This is a genomic window from Halioglobus sp. Uisw_031 (genome assembly GCF_047729875.1).
Lineage (GTDB): Bacteria > Pseudomonadota > Gammaproteobacteria > Pseudomonadales > Halieaceae > Marimicrobium.
This window is the reverse complement of sequence record NZ_CP159826.1, coordinates 806,367-822,625: the sequence shown is the minus strand read 5'-3', so window position 1 is coordinate 822,625 and position 16,259 is coordinate 806,367. Positions and strand designations below refer to the sequence as shown.

General features: G+C 52.7%; 18 protein-coding genes. 13 read left to right on the top strand and 5 right to left on the bottom strand.

Annotated elements, in window-relative coordinates:
- Window positions 1-2 precede the first annotated feature (2 nt).
- The 10 genes from ABXT62_RS03850 to yjgA all read left to right on the top strand — a co-directional run bounded on the left by ABXT62_RS03850 (window position 3) and on the right by yjgA (window position 8,069).
- Window positions 3-983 (top strand): KpsF/GutQ family sugar-phosphate isomerase, encoded by a 981-nt coding sequence (locus tag ABXT62_RS03850; RefSeq protein WP_415357222.1) that lies wholly within the window; start codon window positions 3-5, stop codon window positions 981-983.
- Between the two features lie 50 nt (window positions 984-1,033).
- Window positions 1,034-1,675, top strand: a complete 642-nt coding sequence (gene lptA / locus ABXT62_RS03845; RefSeq protein WP_415357221.1) for a lipopolysaccharide transport periplasmic protein LptA — start codon at window positions 1,034-1,036, stop codon at window positions 1,673-1,675.
- Complete coding sequence (gene lptB / locus ABXT62_RS03840) at window positions 1,653-2,378, top strand: LPS export ABC transporter ATP-binding protein (protein ID WP_415357220.1); 726 nt, start codon at window positions 1,653-1,655, stop codon at window positions 2,376-2,378. Before lptA ends, lptB begins: the two co-directional genes overlap by 23 nt.
- 221 nt (window positions 2,379-2,599) lie before the next feature.
- Window positions 2,600-4,111 (top strand): RNA polymerase factor sigma-54, encoded by a 1,512-nt coding sequence (locus ABXT62_RS03835; RefSeq protein ID WP_415357219.1) that lies wholly within the window; start codon window positions 2,600-2,602, stop codon window positions 4,109-4,111.
- Between the two features lie 73 nt (window positions 4,112-4,184).
- Entirely contained in the window at window positions 4,185-4,472 is a 288-nt protein-coding gene (gene hpf, locus ABXT62_RS03830; RefSeq protein WP_415357218.1) for a ribosome hibernation-promoting factor, HPF/YfiA family, read from the top strand.
- 10 nt (window positions 4,473-4,482) lie between these two features.
- Entirely contained in the window at window positions 4,483-4,941 is a 459-nt protein-coding gene (gene ptsN, locus ABXT62_RS03825) for a PTS IIA-like nitrogen regulatory protein PtsN (RefSeq protein ID WP_415357217.1), read from the top strand.
- A 13-nt stretch (window positions 4,942-4,954) separates the two neighbouring features.
- Entirely contained in the window at window positions 4,955-5,809 is an 855-nt protein-coding gene (rapZ, locus tag ABXT62_RS03820) for an RNase adapter RapZ (RefSeq protein WP_415357216.1), read from the top strand.
- Window positions 5,810-5,821: 12 nt separating this feature from the next.
- Window positions 5,822-6,091: an HPr family phosphocarrier protein gene (locus tag ABXT62_RS03815; protein ID WP_415357215.1), complete on the top strand. Its 270-nt coding sequence runs from the start codon at window positions 5,822-5,824 to the stop codon at window positions 6,089-6,091.
- A 99-nt stretch (window positions 6,092-6,190) separates the two neighbouring features.
- Window positions 6,191-7,543 (top strand): magnesium transporter, encoded by a 1,353-nt coding sequence (gene mgtE / locus ABXT62_RS03810; RefSeq protein WP_415357214.1) that lies wholly within the window; start codon window positions 6,191-6,193, stop codon window positions 7,541-7,543.
- On the top strand, window positions 7,536-8,069 hold the full coding sequence (yjgA, locus tag ABXT62_RS03805) for a ribosome biogenesis factor YjgA (RefSeq protein ID WP_415357213.1): 534 nt from the start codon (window positions 7,536-7,538) through the stop codon (window positions 8,067-8,069). Before mgtE ends, yjgA begins: the two co-directional genes overlap by 8 nt.
- Before the next feature lie 176 nt (window positions 8,070-8,245).
- On the opposite strand, the gene ABXT62_RS03800 is transcribed toward yjgA, so the two are convergent.
- The 5 genes from ABXT62_RS03800 to ABXT62_RS03780 form a co-directional block, all read right to left on the bottom strand.
- Entirely contained in the window at window positions 8,246-9,727 is a 1,482-nt protein-coding gene (locus tag ABXT62_RS03800; protein WP_415357212.1) for an Rne/Rng family ribonuclease, read from the bottom strand.
- Window positions 9,728-9,743: 16 nt separating this feature from the next.
- Entirely contained in the window at window positions 9,744-10,346 is a 603-nt protein-coding gene (locus tag ABXT62_RS03795; protein ID WP_415357211.1) for a Maf family protein, read from the bottom strand.
- A 1-nt stretch (window position 10,347) separates the two neighbouring features.
- Window positions 10,348-10,836: a rod shape-determining protein MreD gene (gene mreD / locus ABXT62_RS03790; RefSeq protein WP_415357210.1), complete on the bottom strand. Its 489-nt coding sequence runs from the start codon at window positions 10,834-10,836 to the stop codon at window positions 10,348-10,350.
- A 3-nt stretch (window positions 10,837-10,839) separates the two neighbouring features.
- Window positions 10,840-11,676: a rod shape-determining protein MreC gene (gene mreC, locus ABXT62_RS03785; RefSeq protein WP_415358260.1), complete on the bottom strand. Its 837-nt coding sequence runs from the start codon at window positions 11,674-11,676 to the stop codon at window positions 10,840-10,842.
- Between the two features lie 90 nt (window positions 11,677-11,766).
- On the bottom strand, window positions 11,767-12,804 hold the full coding sequence (locus tag ABXT62_RS03780; RefSeq protein ID WP_415357209.1) for a rod shape-determining protein: 1,038 nt from the start codon (window positions 12,802-12,804) through the stop codon (window positions 11,767-11,769).
- Between the two features lie 224 nt (window positions 12,805-13,028).
- Between ABXT62_RS03780 and gatC the strand changes: the two genes are divergently transcribed.
- Genes gatC through gatB form a run of 3 tightly spaced genes read left to right on the top strand, consistent with a single transcriptional unit; the run spans window position 13,029 to window position 16,254 of the window.
- Window positions 13,029-13,316 carry an Asp-tRNA(Asn)/Glu-tRNA(Gln) amidotransferase subunit GatC gene (gene gatC / locus ABXT62_RS03775; protein WP_415357208.1) on the top strand — a complete coding sequence of 96 codons (288 nt, stop codon included), beginning with the start codon at window positions 13,029-13,031 and terminating at the stop codon, window positions 13,314-13,316.
- A 29-nt stretch (window positions 13,317-13,345) separates the two neighbouring features.
- Window positions 13,346-14,812, top strand: coding sequence for an Asp-tRNA(Asn)/Glu-tRNA(Gln) amidotransferase subunit GatA (gene gatA, locus ABXT62_RS03770; RefSeq protein ID WP_415357207.1), 1,467 nt, complete (start codon window positions 13,346-13,348; stop codon window positions 14,810-14,812).
- Window positions 14,812-16,254, top strand: coding sequence for an Asp-tRNA(Asn)/Glu-tRNA(Gln) amidotransferase subunit GatB (gatB, locus tag ABXT62_RS03765; protein WP_415357206.1), 1,443 nt, complete (start codon window positions 14,812-14,814; stop codon window positions 16,252-16,254). Before gatA ends, gatB begins: the two co-directional genes overlap by 1 nt.
- Window positions 16,255-16,259 lie beyond the last annotated feature (5 nt).

Genomic DNA, 16,259 nt, shown 5'->3' with positions numbered 1-16,259 from the left:
CTATGCCGGAGCAAAGCTCCATTAGTCACTCCACATCCGCGCGCCGCACCATCCGCATGGAGGCCGCTGCAGTCGCCTCTCTGGAGGAGCGTATCGGGGCTGAATTCAATGCAGCGTGTGCACTCTTGCTGCAGGTTCGGGGTCGAATCATTGTCACTGGCATGGGGAAATCAGGCCACATTGCTCGCAAGATAGCGGCAACACTGGCCAGCACTGGATCCCCCGCTTTTTTTGTCCATCCCGGAGAGGCGAGTCATGGCGACATGGGCATGATCACCTCAGAGGACGCCGTTATCGCTCTATCCAACAGCGGCGCGGTACCCGAAGTTCTCACCCTGCTTCCTCACCTCAAGAGACTGGGCATTCCTCTTGTGAGTATGACCGGTAACGCGCAGTCTGCACTGGGGAAATCCTCTGATGTCCACCTCAATACAGGCGTAGAAATCGAGGCCTGCCCCCTTGATCTAGCACCAACATCCAGCACCACGACAGCACTGGTAATGGGAGATGCACTGGCCATCGCTTTACTAGAGGCCCGCGGTTTTACCGCGGACGACTTTGCTTTCTCGCATCCGGGAGGGACCTTGGGCAAACAACTCCTACTCAAAGTGCAAGACATCATGAAATCTGGCGATGATATTCCCCGGGTGACTGAAAATGTCAAACTGGCCGAGGCGTTATTAGAAATCAGCGATAAAGGCATGGGCATGACGACGGTGATCGATAAAGTGGGTAAACTGGTCGGCGTGTTTACCGATGGTGATTTACGTCGTACTCTGGACGCACGCTTGGATATCAACGAGACTCGAATCGGGCAGTTAATAGGTTCCAACGCCAAGACGATAGACCCCGGCATGTTGGCTGCCGCAGCCTTGCATATCATGGAAGAAAATGAGATCAGTTCCCTTGTTGTGCTCAATGACGCGGGCGCCCTCGCCGGCGTCGTTCACCTCAAAGATCTGCTGCATGCAGGGATCGTTTAATGCCTGATCGCTTCAATCAACCCACCCCAGACTCACTCTGGAGACTCTCTATGCCTCACCGCGGCCCTGACAAATACGCTCGAACGTTGAAATCGGGCATCTGGCTTCTCGTACTGCTCGCGAGCTTTCAGACAGTCGTCACCCATGCCCTACCGAGTGATGGTGACCAACCCATTCACCTCACTGCAGACAAGGCCCTGCGTGATGACAAAAAGGGGGTGACGATCTATACCGGCAATGTGCAAATGAAGCAGGGCAGCATGGAGCTAGAGGCCGACACACTGACCATTTATCACACATCCGACGATCCCAGCGAGATAGTGGCCGAAGGAAATCCCGCCAAAATGCGTCAACTGCCAGAGTTGGGCAAGGGGGTGGTTCACGCTCATGCTGATGTGATCAAGTATTTCAAAAACGAGGACCGGGTGCACCTGCAAACAAACGCCCATATCGAACAGGACGGATCTGTTGTGGACGGGGATTCCATTGATTACTTAATGAAGAAGCAATTAATCACTGCGCAGTCCGATCAAACGCGCACAGGTAACAAGGTTGTGGTCGTCATTCCGCCCAGCGTGCAAACCACGGAAGACAAAAAAACGCCAGAGGAACAGCCATCAGCGGAAATGTCCGCTCCACCGGCAACAGAGCAATTAGAAGAGAGCGGCAGTGGCAGAACTACGAGCGAATAACCTGGCCAAGGCTTACCGCGGAAGGGAAGTGATACACGATGTCTCACTATCGTTAGACAGTGGACAGATCGTAGGCCTTCTAGGACCGAACGGTGCGGGTAAAACCACTTGCTTTTACATGATCATCGGAATCATCTCTGCTGACCGAGGCGATATTAGTATAGATGGCATGGATATCACCTCACTCACCATGCATGAGCGGGCACGTCGCGGCATCGGCTATCTGCCGCAGGAGGCCTCGATATTCAGACGACTCACTGTAGGCGACAACATTTTGGCTATACTGGAAACGCGTTCGGATCTCGACAAAAAGCAACGCTTGGCTCGAAGGGATGAATTGCTGGAGGAATTTCATGTCCAACATCTGCGCGAAAGTCTCGGTCAATCCCTGTCAGGTGGCGAGCGGCGACGCATTGAAATTGCCCGTGCGCTGGCCACAGAGCCCGATTTTATTATGCTTGATGAGCCTTTCGCAGGTGTAGACCCTATCTCAGTCATCGATATCAAAGAGATTATTAATCACCTGCGTGACAGAGGTATCGGTGTCCTTATCACCGACCACAACGTGCGTGACACGCTGGATATCTGTGAAAAAGCTTATATCGTTGGCGAGGGTTGCATCATCGCCTCTGGGACGCCTGAAGACGTGCTAAACAATGAACACGTCCGCAAAGTCTATCTGGGAGAACAGTTCCGCATGTAGCCGCTGCGGAACTCCAACACCGACTCACAGTTCCCATAACGTCTTGTCGTAGAACCAGACTGCGGCCACTGCGCCCAAAAATCGTGCTCCATGAATCAAAAAACAAGCAATTATCGGGCCAACTAGTTGCCACGCAACGGCGGCCAGCGCTACACTGGGAGCCTTAGCCTTTACCATACAGACTGATAGGCCCGCAAAATAAGGGTGCTAGAGACCTTCTAATGAAGCAGTCACTACAACTAAAACTGAGCCAACAGCTGAGGATAACTCCGCAGCTGCAGCAAGCCATCCGCTTATTGCAGCTGTCTACCCTGGATCTGCAGCAAGAGATACAGCAGGCTCTGGATAGCAACCCACTTTTAGAGGAGTCTGAGTCTGAGGATGATCTGTTTGATCTCGAGGATGATCAACCACAGGAATCGAGCGCCGAAGGAAGTGACGGCCCCCTGCAGAACCTGGAGCACACAGCCAACGACAATCAGAACGAGAGGTCGGACTGGGAGACACATGAACTAACGACCATGCCTGATGAGCTGCCCGTTGACGTGCAATGGGAGGACCTGCTGCCGTCTTCTTCGGCTCCCGCTCAGTCGCCACAAGACGATGAGGGTTTCGATGACGACATAGCCGGACGCAAAGTCGCCAGTGAATCACTGCGCGAACAACTACTGTGGCAACTTAGCCTCACGAGACTATCTGACACTGACCGCCTAATTGCCCTGTGCATTATTGACGCTACGGATGACAATGGGCGCCTCACATTGAGCGTGGAAGACATCTACGATTCCTTGACTCACGATCTGGATATCGACATTGAAGAGGTGGTTGCCGTCCTTCACCGCCTGCAACAATTTGAACCTTCCGGCATATGCGCTAGCGGCCTTCAGGAGTGCCTGCAAATTCAGCTAAACCAGTTGCCGCCTGCCACTGCCTGGTTGCCACAGGCCAAACAGATAGTGAATCGCTATCTGGACCAACTAGCCGCCACAGACTACGAACAGATTCAGCGGCGCATGCGACTCGAGGAGCAAGAACTCAAAGCGGTGCTCGCTCTCATTCAATCGCTGGACCCCAACCCCGGGCACACAGCAGTGCCAAAGGATATTGAGTACGTTGTGCCAGATGTCTATGTCAGCAAAAAGAATGGCCGCTGGCTGGTCGGACTCAACCCGGACATCATCCCCAAGCTGCGCATCAATACCCACTACGCTAATTTAGTGACGCGGGGTGATACCAGTGTAGACAACACCTATTTACGGGATAATCTGCAAGAAGCACGTTGGTTCCTTAAAAGCCTGCAAAGCCGCAATGAAACACTCATTAAGGTTGCTAGCAAAATTGTTGAACGCCAGCGAAATTTTCTTGAGTATGGCACGGAGGCCATGAAGCCCTTGGTGCTGCACGATATAGCCGAGGCCATCGAAATGCACGAGTCTACTATCTCTAGAGCTACCACCAACAAGTACATGCATACCCCACGGGGTATTTTTGAGCTGAAATATTTCTTCTCCAGCCATGTGGCGACGTCTTCAGGTGGCGAATGTTCATCAACAGCCATTCAGGCTCTAATGAAAAAACTAGTCGCGGCAGAAAATCCACGTAAACCGCTGAGCGATAACAAAATTACGCTATTGATGCATGCACAGGGCATTGAAGTTGCTCGTCGAACTATCACCAAGTACCGAGAAAAACTGTTTATCGCTCCATCCAACGAGCGTAAACGGTTAGTCTAGACTGAAAGTATTCTTATCTGGCAACGCTTAGTTGCGTCGCCAATGTCAACCCCACAAAGCGGAGCAGCACTATATGCAACTGACAATCACTGGTCATCATCTCGAAATAACCACCCCTCTGAGGGAGTACGTGGAGAACAAATTCGAGCGCCTGCAGCGTCATTTTGACCAGACCACGAAGACCCATGTCATTCTCACTATCGAGAAAATGGTGCAAAAAGCTGAGGCCACTATACACATAGCGGGTGGCGACCTGTTCGCTCATGCGGATTCGGATGACATGTATGCCGCCATCGATGCTCTAGCTGACAAGCTGGATCGTCAATTGATCAAACACAAGCAAAAACACCGAGGACACTAAAGACGAAGCTATGCACCTTTTAAGCCAAATACTAACGCCAGAGCGCACCGTCTGTCACGCACATGGACCCAGCAAGAAAAGACTGTTTGAAACGATAGCGGAATTAGTGTGTGCAAATGAACCTTTGCTGCACTACGACAACATCCTAAACCATCTTATCACGCGGGAAAAACTGGGCAGCACGGGCTTGGGTCAGGGCATCGCAATACCGCATTGCCGTGTCGGTAATTGTACTCAGCCATTAGGCGCCCTGCTCTCACTGGAAAAACCGATCCCCTTTGATGCGCCGGATGATCAGCCAGTAGACCTGCTATTCGTGCTGCTCGTGCCAGAAGAAGCTCGTCAGCAGCATCTAGATATACTCGCAAATATCGCACGCTTATTTAATCAGCAGCAATTCTGTGGACGGTTGCGCGCCGCCAGAGATAGCAGCACCCTCTATGAGGTCGCCTGCAGCGGCGCGGATTGAGCAACAGTATCCTATGCAATTAATTATCATCAGTGGACGCTCCGGCTCGGGAAAGAGTACTGCATTGAACCAGTTAGAGGACGAGGGTTTCTACTGTATTGACAACCTCCCGATATCGCTTCTGCCCGCGCTGATTGAGAAAATCGGCGGTGACGAGTTCAGCTTTTTTCAGGGTATAGCGGTCTGTATTGATGCTCGTAATGAGTGGAAAGATCTGCGGAAATTCAAAGCGATTATTCACTCACTTCCACTATCGGTGGAAACCCAAGTGCTGTTTCTGGACGCTCAGGAAATTAACCTGCTCCAGCGTTTTAGTGAAACGCGACGCCGACACCCGCTTAGCACGGAATTTATTCCGCTGGCAGAGGCGATCGATAAAGAACGAGAACTCCTCGAGCCCATTTACGACTGCGCATCCCTGGTGTTGGACACCAGCCACATGACCGTTTATGACCTGCGTGATGCTATCAAGCAACGGCTGCTGGGGAGCAGTGTTGGGAGCATGGCGATACTGTTACAGTCTTTTGGCTTCAAGCGCGGAGTACCTGCCGACGCAGACCTCGTGTTCGATGTAAGAATGTTACCCAATCCCCACTGGGTAAAAGAGTTGCGACTCAAGAGTGGGCTAGACTCCGAAGTGCAATCGTTTCTCGAAAGCCTGCCTATGACAGAGGAGCTGTTTCAGGATATTTGCCACTATCTGGACAACTGGCTGCCGCGTTATCGTGAAGGTAATCGTAGCTATATGAATATCACCTTTGGTTGTACCGGCGGGCAACATCGCTCAGTATATTTGGCCGAGCGACTATTCCAACACTACAAAGGGCAGTTGCCGGCAATAAATATAAGACACCGAGAACTACAGTAGGCAGAATAAATTGTGATACAAACCCAACTGACAATTACTAACAAACTCGGTTTGCACGCAAGGGCGGCAGCAAAATTCGTGGCATGCACTACATCGTTTTCCAGTCGTATACAGACGGGGAAGGACGGTCAATTGATCGATGGCAAGAGTATCATGTCTGTCATGATGCTCGCTGCAGGCAAAGGTACTGTATTGGATATTGAGATTGAAGGCAGTGATGAAGAAAACGCTCTCGCTGCCCTGCAGACTCTCATCGAAAATTGCTTTGACGAAGCCGAGTAAACTATCAATCCGTAACTAATCACGTTGTTGCGCGGGTAACTTTTCCGGATAATCCACTGCACAGTCACGCTGGCATAAAGGGTTTATCTGGGAGGTGAAATGATTCAAGGTCAAGTAGCAGCCCAAAAAACCCTCGACAAACTGTCCGCTGCGCTGAACAGCGGAACCTTTGTCGATGTGCAAAGAATGCTGAATGGACTGCTTCCGGCCGACGTCGCACACCTTCTCGAATCTTCCCCACCCAAGTTCCGACATATTCTGTGGCAAATGGTGGAGGTTGACCGTGAAGGTGAAATACTGAGTGAAATGGGCGACGACCTGCGGGCACAGTTTCTCGGCCAAATGGATGCGACGGAAGTTGCTCAGCTAACCGAAGGCTTGGCAGATGACGACATCGCCGACATCCTTCAGCAACTACCCGGTCACGTCACCCGGGAAGTCCTCACCGTCATGGATCAGCAGGACCGGGCGCGCCTTGAAAGAGTCATGCACTACCCCGAGGATTTAGCCGGGGGCCTGATGAATACGGATACTATAACCATCCGAGCCAGATTAACCTTGGACGTGGTCCTTCGCTATTTACGCCGGCATACTGAAATCCCAGAGATGACTGACAACCTGATTGTGGTCAATCGTTCCGATCAATTCATCGGTTTGCTGTCTCTACGAACGTTACTTGTATCAGACCCCGCCGCCTCTGTGCGGGAAATGATGCTCACCGATGTGGAACCTATTCCGGTCAATATGACTGACAAGGAAGTGGCGCGTCTCTTTGAGAGCAATGACTGGGTATCGGCCCCTGTGGTAGATGATAATGGCACACTGTTAGGCCGCATCACTATTGACGACGTAGTGGACGTGATTCGCGAGGACACTGATCGCTCCCTGATGTCAATGGCGGGCCTGGACGAGGACGCTGATACCTTCGCCCCTCTTATGCATGCCGCACCACGTCGCGCCATCTGGCTGGGAATCAATCTGGTTACTGCTTTCATTGCCGCTTCGGTGATTAATCTCTTTCAAGGAACCATTAAAGAATTTGTATTTCTCGCCGTGTTAATGCCTATAGTAGCCTCCATGGGTGGCATTGCGGGCACCCAGACGCTGACGCTGATGGTACGTGGGATCGCCTTGGGACAGGTGGTTAAAAACAACCAGGCCTGGCTGATTAACCGCGAACTGGTGATCGGGCTCATGAACGGCATCCTCTGGGCTGTGGTCGTGGCTATCGCTGCGTCGATCTGGTTCCAGCAATGGAAAATCGGCCTGATCATTGCCGCGGCTATGGTCATCAACCTAGTGACTGCCGCACTGGCTGGCGCCGTACTTCCGCTATTGATGGCCAGGGCAAAGATTGATCCGGCATTGGCAGGCGGCGTCGTACTTACCACCATTACCGACGTCGTGGGCTTTGTCTCATTCCTCGGACTAGCGACACTGTTGTATGCCTGATCGACGAGAAGACGACGCCATCGAGCCGCAAGATCCTCCCAGTAAAAGCGCACGCAAACGGCAGATGCTCGGTCTGCAAGCAGTAGGAGAATCCTTGCTGTCGTTAAATGACAATCAACTTTCTAAAATTCCTATTGATGATGAACGGCTGTTGTCGGCCATCCGCGAGTGTCGGCAAATTCGTAGCAATAGCGCCCGTAAACGACACCTACAGCTCATCGGCAAGATTATGCGCAACATAGACCCCGCCCCGATTGAGCAAGCGCTGGCGGCCCTGCACAACACAAAACAAGAAAGTACTACAGCGTTCCATCAACTGGAGCAATTACGTGAAGATATACTTGCAGCGGGGGCTGAGGGGGCAGAGCTGGCCATGACGCGCTTCCCTGAAGCTGACCGTCAGCAGTTACGGCAGGTCATTTTACAACATCACAGGGAAGTACAAGGTCATAAACCGCCATCGGCCAGCCGAAAGTTATTCCGCTATCTAAAAGAGCTACAGCAATCCTATGGCGAGTCCGACTGAACGGAAGGGTTTATATCGTCGGGCTCCGCGCCGTCTCAACGAATTTCATCGCGCCTTCAGACACCGCAACGGCACGGGAAAAATCCCGGCAGCCAGTGCTGAAAAAGCCCCGCGATAATCAATTACAAAGGCAATAACACTACTTGAATGTGTCGCCATCTGTCATCCAAAGCCGATCAACACGGCATGAGATCGAAATGTTCCTGACTGTAGCTCGACTCTACCTGCACGCTAATTGTCTTGCCAACAGATTGCTGTAGATCGAAAAATTGCGTGGCTTCTTCGTTCAGTAATCGATTTGCAACAGAATCAGCCACACGCAATATCAGTTTGTCATTTTTGCCGGTCCGCGCATCGCTCATAACCTTTCGAAAAATTTCATAGCAAACGGTCTCCGCCGTTTTAATTACACCGCGCCCATGACAAACGGAACAACCTTCACACAGTAAACCCTCAAGGCTGTCACCCGTGCGCTTGCGCGACATTTCAATGAGCCCCAGCTTCGAAAACGCCGCTATCTCGCTGAGCGCCGTATCCTGCTGCATGAATTTCTTGAGGGCATCATGCACCTGTCGCCGATGGTCAGATTTTTCCATGTTGATAAAATCAACGATGATAATGCCGCCCAGGTTACGCAAACGTACTTGCCGGGCTAAGACCTCAGCCGCTTCTAGATTGGTCTTTAGCAGAGCGTCATCCTGATTCCGCTTGCCAACAAATGATCCGGTGTTCACGTCAATAACTGTCATGGCCTCTGTTTGATCGAAAATCAGATAGCCGCCACAGTGCAGCTCCACTGTGCGATCGAGTGCGCCCCGGATTCCATCCTCCACGCCATGCAGTTCGAATAACGGCTGCTCGCCCGTGTAATGCTCTAGCAAACGGCACACTTCCGGCACATGATCAGCACAAAAACCCTGCAGCGCCACCAAACACTCGCTGTTATCGATGAGAATGTGTTCTACCGACGGACGAACAAGATCCCTCACTGCGCGCAAATGCAGAGGTAAATTTTCATAAAGCAGCTCGGCTGTAGTAGCAGCCTTGGCACGGCGAGAGATACTTGCCCACACACTATAGAGAAAGCGCATGTCAGCCGACACCTGCTCGAACCCTATCCCTTCGGCAGCGGTACGCAAAACAAACCCAGTGGAGTCATCCATGCTTTGGCTCGCCCGAGCTTGCGCCAGCACTTGCTTCAGACGTGTCTTCTCCAGAGGCTTATCAATGCGTTGCGAGACACCTGTATGCTTATTGTGAGGCTGCAACACGAGATATCGTGTTGCTACTGACAACTGCATAGTCACGCGCGCACCCTTGGTGCCCAGAGGATCTCTAGTGACCTGAACAATGATCTTCTTACCGTCGTGAAGGTAGTCAGCAATCTTCATCGGGGGAATACTTTTGTCTTGCCGGCCATGACCGCTGCTGCCGGCAATCACATCTGAGACGTGTATGAAGCTGGTGCGCTCAAGCCCTATATCCACAAAGGCTGCCTGCATGCCGGGCACTATTCTCACCACTTTCCCGGCGTAAATGTTGCCAACGATACTGCGGCTAATCGCACGTTCGATATAAACATCCTGGGTGACGCCATTTTCCAGCAAGGCCACCCGTGTTTCCATCGGGGTAAAATTAACTAGCATTTTTGCACTCACGGGCCTACCTCGTGAATCAGTCTAACGGCGCGGCATTCAGCGCGGTTGATATTCCATTTGCGCTCAATAGCTGCCAGGTTTCACACAGAGGCAGACCCACCACATTAGTATAACTGCCCTCAATAGAGCGCACGAAGGCACCCGCCAACCCTTGAATACCATATGCCCCTGCCTTGTCCCAAGGTTCATCCGTGGCCAGATAGGCTTCGCATACCTCATGACTCAAAGGCAGAAACTCCACTTGGGTTTCTACTAACTCGCATACTATGCCCTCGACAGTCAGAAGACACACTGCTGTCAAAACCGAATGTCTTCGACCACTTAAACTCGTGAGCATGAGGAGAGCATCGGCATGGTCTATGGGCTTGCCCAGTATTGTGCCAGCAATGACCACTATGGTATCAGCCGCCAGTACTGCGCAGCCCACAGGAGGGTAGAGCAAAGCAATAGCTTGCGCCTTTTCTTGTGCCATACGTTGTACGTAGTCCGAGGGTCTCTCATCAATCCAGTGCGATTCGTCAATATCAGCAGGCGCACAGGTACAACTCACCCCCAACTGATCCAATAACGCTTTACGGCGCGGTGAGGCCGACGCCAAGATCAAACAGGCCTGGCTCATATCAGGTGACTCGGTAATAGCGCCGCACGCCACGCAAACTGTGCAGGACCACCGGCCACAATAGAGCACTGGAGAGCGCCGGCAGCAAAAATAACACCGGCAGAACACTCACCCCTTCAAGGTTTTGTACCCACTGGCAAATCAGCTGGTTGATACCAACCAGAATAAAGACGACGGCCGCCTGCTGCCACAACCTGGACACGCGCAGTCGCTGGTAAAGGATGAGTGCTAACAGCGCCACTACCATCAGGGCAAAGGCATTCTGCCCGAGGGCAGCGCCCTCCAAGACATCAAGCCCTACACCCACCACCAGCCCGGTAGCAATCCCGACCCGCTCCGGGAGGGCGATACACCAGTAAATTAGCGTCAACGCCAACCACTCCGGCCGCCCCCACTGCAACCAAAGAGGAAGCGGCACCACGGCTAAAATATAGGCAACCACAAAGGTCAGGAAAATGACCGCATAGCCATGCCCTTCCCTATCAGCCACAGGTCAATCCTCCTGGCTTTGTTGCGCAGTAAACACCAGCAACACATGCCGCGTGCGGTCTAACGCCGCAGTAGGGGCAGCCAGTACTCGCACAAAAACTTCACCGGGGTCCCGCTCGACATGCGTCACTACAGCCACCGGATACCCTTCCGGAAATCGCCCCCCGAGACCGGACGTTACTAATAGGTCGTCCTTGCGAATATCGGTAGTCGCAGAAATATGTCGAATTTCCAGTGATTCTAAAGCGCCGGTACCCTCGGCAATTGCCCTTACTCCATTGCGATTAACCTGCACTGGGACTGCATGCGTTATATCGGTTATCAATAGCGCTCGCGATGTGCCGCTACTGACTTCTACAACCTGCCCCATCAATCCATCGGCATCGATCAGGGGTTGTCCCAAAAACACGCCGTCGCCCTCGCCCTTGTTCAGCACCAGCTGGAGCCGCTCTGGGTCCGGCGAGACGCCAATCAGTTCAGCCACCAATACATCGTCACGCACCAAGGCGCTAGAATTCAGCAAAGCTCGCAATCGCACATTTTCTGCTTGCAGCGAGGCCATCTTCTGCGACCGTCCCTGCAATACCAGATTTTCCCGTCGCAAACGCTCGTTGTCCTCCAGCAAGTCACTGCGGGACCGGACATGAGTCGTTGTCCATTCACCAACACGCGTCGGCAGGTTTGCAACCCAAAAAATAGGCGTCGCTAGAGAGTCGAGCACTGCTCGAGTGGAATGGAGTTTATTAAAATACAGGCCTGCCGTCAGCAAACCTAGGACCACGAGGGTGGGACCTAACACCCGCAGCGTCAGGGAAGATTTCTTAACAAATAATGGCTTGATGTCGGCTCCTCAATTGCCGTGATCGGCATGCGTCGCGGTAAAGCACACCCTATCTAGCGCAGTATAGAACTGGCGCTCCATCAGATCTCGCTACTCAGTAGACAGTAAATCTATCGTACGCCGATCCATTCTTTCCATCGCAATGCCACCGCCACGAGCAACGCACGTCAGAGGATCATCGGCAACGATCACTGGCAAGCCTGTCTCTTCGGAGATGAGTCGATCCAGATCACGCAATAAAGCTCCTCCGCCAGTCAACACAATGCCGCTCTCGGCAATATCAGCTGCCAACTCAGGCGGCGACTGTTCAAGAGCGGATTTCACTGCCTGCACAATAGATTCCAGGGGGTCCTTCAGGGACTCCAGTATCTCGTCACTATTTAGTGTAAAGCTGCGCGGCACACCTTCGGCTAGATTACGACCGCGCACATCAATCTCGCGCATTTCACTACCCGGAAAAGCACAACCCACTTCCAACTTGATCCGCTCGGCAGTCGCATCACCGATAAGGCTGCCGTAGCGGCGCCGCACATGCGATACGATAGCCTCATCAAAACGGTCTCCGCCCACACGCACAGAATCACGGTAGACCACACCATTGAGAGAGATGATAGCAACCTCTGTAGTCCCGCCACCGACATCAACCACCATACAACCCGTGGCCTCATCCACGCTCAGCCCGGCACCGATAGCTGCCGCCATTGGCTCCTCAATAAGTCGTACATCGCGGGCACCAGCGCTAAGCGCCGACTCACGAATTGCCCGGCGCTCAACCTGTGTCGACATACAAGGTACGCAGATCAACACGCGCGGGCTTGGCCGAATAAACTTACTCTCATGGACTTTGGCAATGAAGTGCTGCAGCATCTTCTCTGTCACCAAAAAGTCGGCTATCACACCATCTTTCAGAGGGCGAATAGCGGTAATATTGCCTGGTGTTCGACCCAGCATTCGCTTGGCCTCAGTACCGACCGCCTCGATAGTTTTCTGGCCATTGTGAATTCGAATGGCCACCACGGAGGGCTCGTTCAGCACAATCCCTTTATCTCGAACGTAGATCAGTGTGTTGGCGGTGCCTAAATCTATAGAGAGATCGTTAGAGAACACTCCACGTAGCTTTTTAAACATGAATTCTTGCACCCTGTGAATACAACGGGGAACTCCGCGCCGGCGTTCTTTTTGTATCTTTAGTTACCGTCGAACACGGCTAAAAACACACTGCAGAGCCGATTTTTGGGGGAGTTGACTAATTTGTGTAACTCTACCAATCACAGGGATTTTGGGCAAGACGCAAATGTGATAAGTTTACGCTCCCTGCGCCTTTGAAGGCGGTTTTTTATGGTTTTACGATAATGGCAATTGAGCAAGGCGAAATTGAAAAGATTGCGGAGCTTTCCCGTATTCGCATATCTGACGAAGAAATTGGTCAGGTGACCCAGCGCATTACGGAAATCCTGCAAATGGTGGATCAATTACAGGCAGTGGATACCCATGATGTGGAGCCTATGGCCAACCCCCTGGACGCCACCCAACGCTTGCGCCCGGATGAAGTGACTCAGAGTAACCGCCGCGATGCCTTCCAGGCCATTGCCCCAGCCGTAGAAAATGGTCTCTACCTGGTTCCCAAAGTTATCGAATAAGCGGCTTATGCCGCATCAGGATTGTTGTAATGCACACTAAATCTGTTGCCCAACTCGTTAAAGGGCTGCGCGAACGTCAGTTTTCCAGCGTAGAGGTCACCCGTGCGTATCTGGACCGTATCGACGCGCTGGATAGCCAGTACAACAGCTTTATCACTGTCGATGAAGCTGCAGCGCTCGCTGCTGCCGGAGGAGCTGACGAACGGCTGGCTAGCGGAACTGCCAATGCACTAACCGGCATTCCAATCGCGCACAAAGATATTTTTTGCACAGACGGCGTGCGCACCAGTTGCGGTTCACGCATGCTGGACAACTTCGTCCCACCTTACGATGCCACCGTCATACAGCGGTTTAAATCGGCAGGGGCAGTATTACTAGGCAAGACCAATATGGATGAGTTTGCCATGGGCTCCTCCAACGAGAGCAGCTTCTATGGCCCGGCACGTAATCCATGGAACACAGATTTGGTGCCAGGTGGTTCATCTGGGGGTTCCGCCGCTGCGGTGGCCGGCCTATTGGCCCCTGCTGCCACCGGGACTGACACCGGAGGCTCGATCCGACAACCCGCTGCCTTCTGCGGTATCACTGGCCTCAAGCCCACTTATGGGCGTGTTTCTCGCCTGGGGATTGTGGCCTTTGCCTCCAGCCTAGATCAGGCGGGTCCCATGGCGCACAGCGCCGAGGACTGCGCCTTCCTATTGAACACTATGGCCGGACACGACCCGCTGGACTCCACCTCATCCACTACAGCCACAGAAGACTACTGCGCAACACTTGGCGACAGCCTAGAGGGCCTGCGTATAGGACTGCCCACGGAGTACTTCGGCGAAGGACTGGATGCCGCCACGGGCGGGTGCATCAACAATGCTCTAAAAGAACTCGAAGCACAGGGTGCAACGCTGGTAGAGATGTCACTTCCCCATAGCGCACTAACCATTCCGACTTACTACATCATTGCCCCGGCTGAGGCGTCAACCAACTTGGCCCGCTTTGACGGCGTGCGCTATGGCTATCGCTGTGAAAATCCTGTGGATCTTCACGACCTCTACAGCCGAACTCGCCAAGAAGGTTTTGGTGAAGAAGTCAAACGGCGCATTCTGGTGGGTACTTATGCATTATCTGCCGGCTACTACGACGCCTATTACAAGAAAGCCCAACAGATTCGGCGCCTAATCACGCAGGACTTCATGCATTGTTTTGAACAAGTAGATGTCATCGCCGGCCCGACTACCCCGGGCCCAGCCTTTGCTTTGGGTGCCAAGTCGAACGACCCTATCTCCATGTATCTAGAGGATGTGTATACCCTTGCGGTCAATCTGGCAGGCCTGCCGGGCATGTCGCTCCCTGCAGGTTTTGTTGAGGGAAAGCCGGTGGGGCTGCAGTTGATTGGCCGACACTTCAGCGAAGCACGGTTGCTCAACGTTGCCCATCGTTTTCAGCAGGCGACTGACTGGCATTTGCGCACCCCGGACTCAGCAAAAGGGGGAACACTTTGATGCAATGGGAAACCGTTATCGGTCTCGAAGTACACCTGCAACTGGCCACCGAATCGAAAATATTTTCCGGCTCTCCCACCACCTTCGGCGCCGAACCCAACACCCAGGCCAGTGCCGTTGATCTCGCGATGCCCGGCATGTTGCCGGTACTGAACGAACAGGCTGTGCACTACGCCGTCAAATTTGGTCTTGGCATCGGCGCTCAGATAAGCAAACGCTCTGTCTTCGATCGAAAAAACTACTTCTATCCAGACCTGCCCAAAGGCTACCAGATCAGCCAATTTGAAGCGCCTATCGTCGGCAAGGGCAGTTTCGAGATACTAATGGAAGACGGCAGCTCCCGTACCATTGGCATTACCCGGGCTCACCTCGAAGAGGATGCAGGAAAATCATTGCATGAAGACTTCAACAACCATACCGGCATCGACCTCAATCGAGCCGGCACACCGCTGCTGGAGATCGTATCGGAACCGGACATTCGAAATGCAGCCGAAGCCGTAGCCTACCTCAAGGCGCTGCATAGTCTCGTGACCTATCTCGGTATTTCTGACGGCAACATGGCCGAAGGTTCCATGCGCTGTGATGTCAATATTTCACTGCGTCCGATCGGCTCTACGACCTTGGGCACGCGCGCAGAAATCAAGAACGTCAATTCCTTTCGCTTTGTAGAAAAAGCCATTCATCACGAGTTTCAACGGCAGGCGGATATTCTAGAAGAGGGCGGCAAAATTACACAGGAAACGCGCCTTTACGATGCGGACCGGGACGAAACACGTTCGATGCGCAGCAAAGAAGTGGCCAATGACTATCGCTATTTTCCAGAGCCAGACCTGCTGCCAGTTGTCATAGACGACATTTATATCGAGTCAATTCGCGAATCCCTGCCGGAGTTACCCGCCGACAAACGGTCGCGTTTTACTGCACAATACGGACTGGGCACCTACGACGCTAATGTGCTGTCCGACAGCCGACCTCTGGCAGATTACTTCGAGGCCGTTGCTGGAGAATGTGGCGATGCTAAAATCGCAGCAAACTGGGTTCAGGTGGAGTTATTGGGCCAGTTGAATCGCGCTGGAGACGCCATTGAAAAGTGCCCAGTGTCTGCCACTGCGCTGGGACAACTTATCAGTCGAATTCTCGATAATACTATTTCTGGAAAGATGGCCAAACAAGTCTTTGAGTCGATGTGGAAAGGCGAAGGCGACGCTGACGAGATAATCGAGGCACGCGGCTTATTGCAGGTCAGCGATACGGGTGCCATTGACGCGATTGTGAATGACGTCCTCAGCGCCAACGCGGCGCAGGTGCAGCAGTACCTCGATGCAGACGAAGCCAAGCGAAAAAAACTGGTAGGGTTTTTTATTGGCCAAGTGATGAAGCTGTCCAAAGGTCAGGCAAACCCTCAAATGGTGAATGCGTTACTGGCTAAAAAGCTGATATAAAGGAA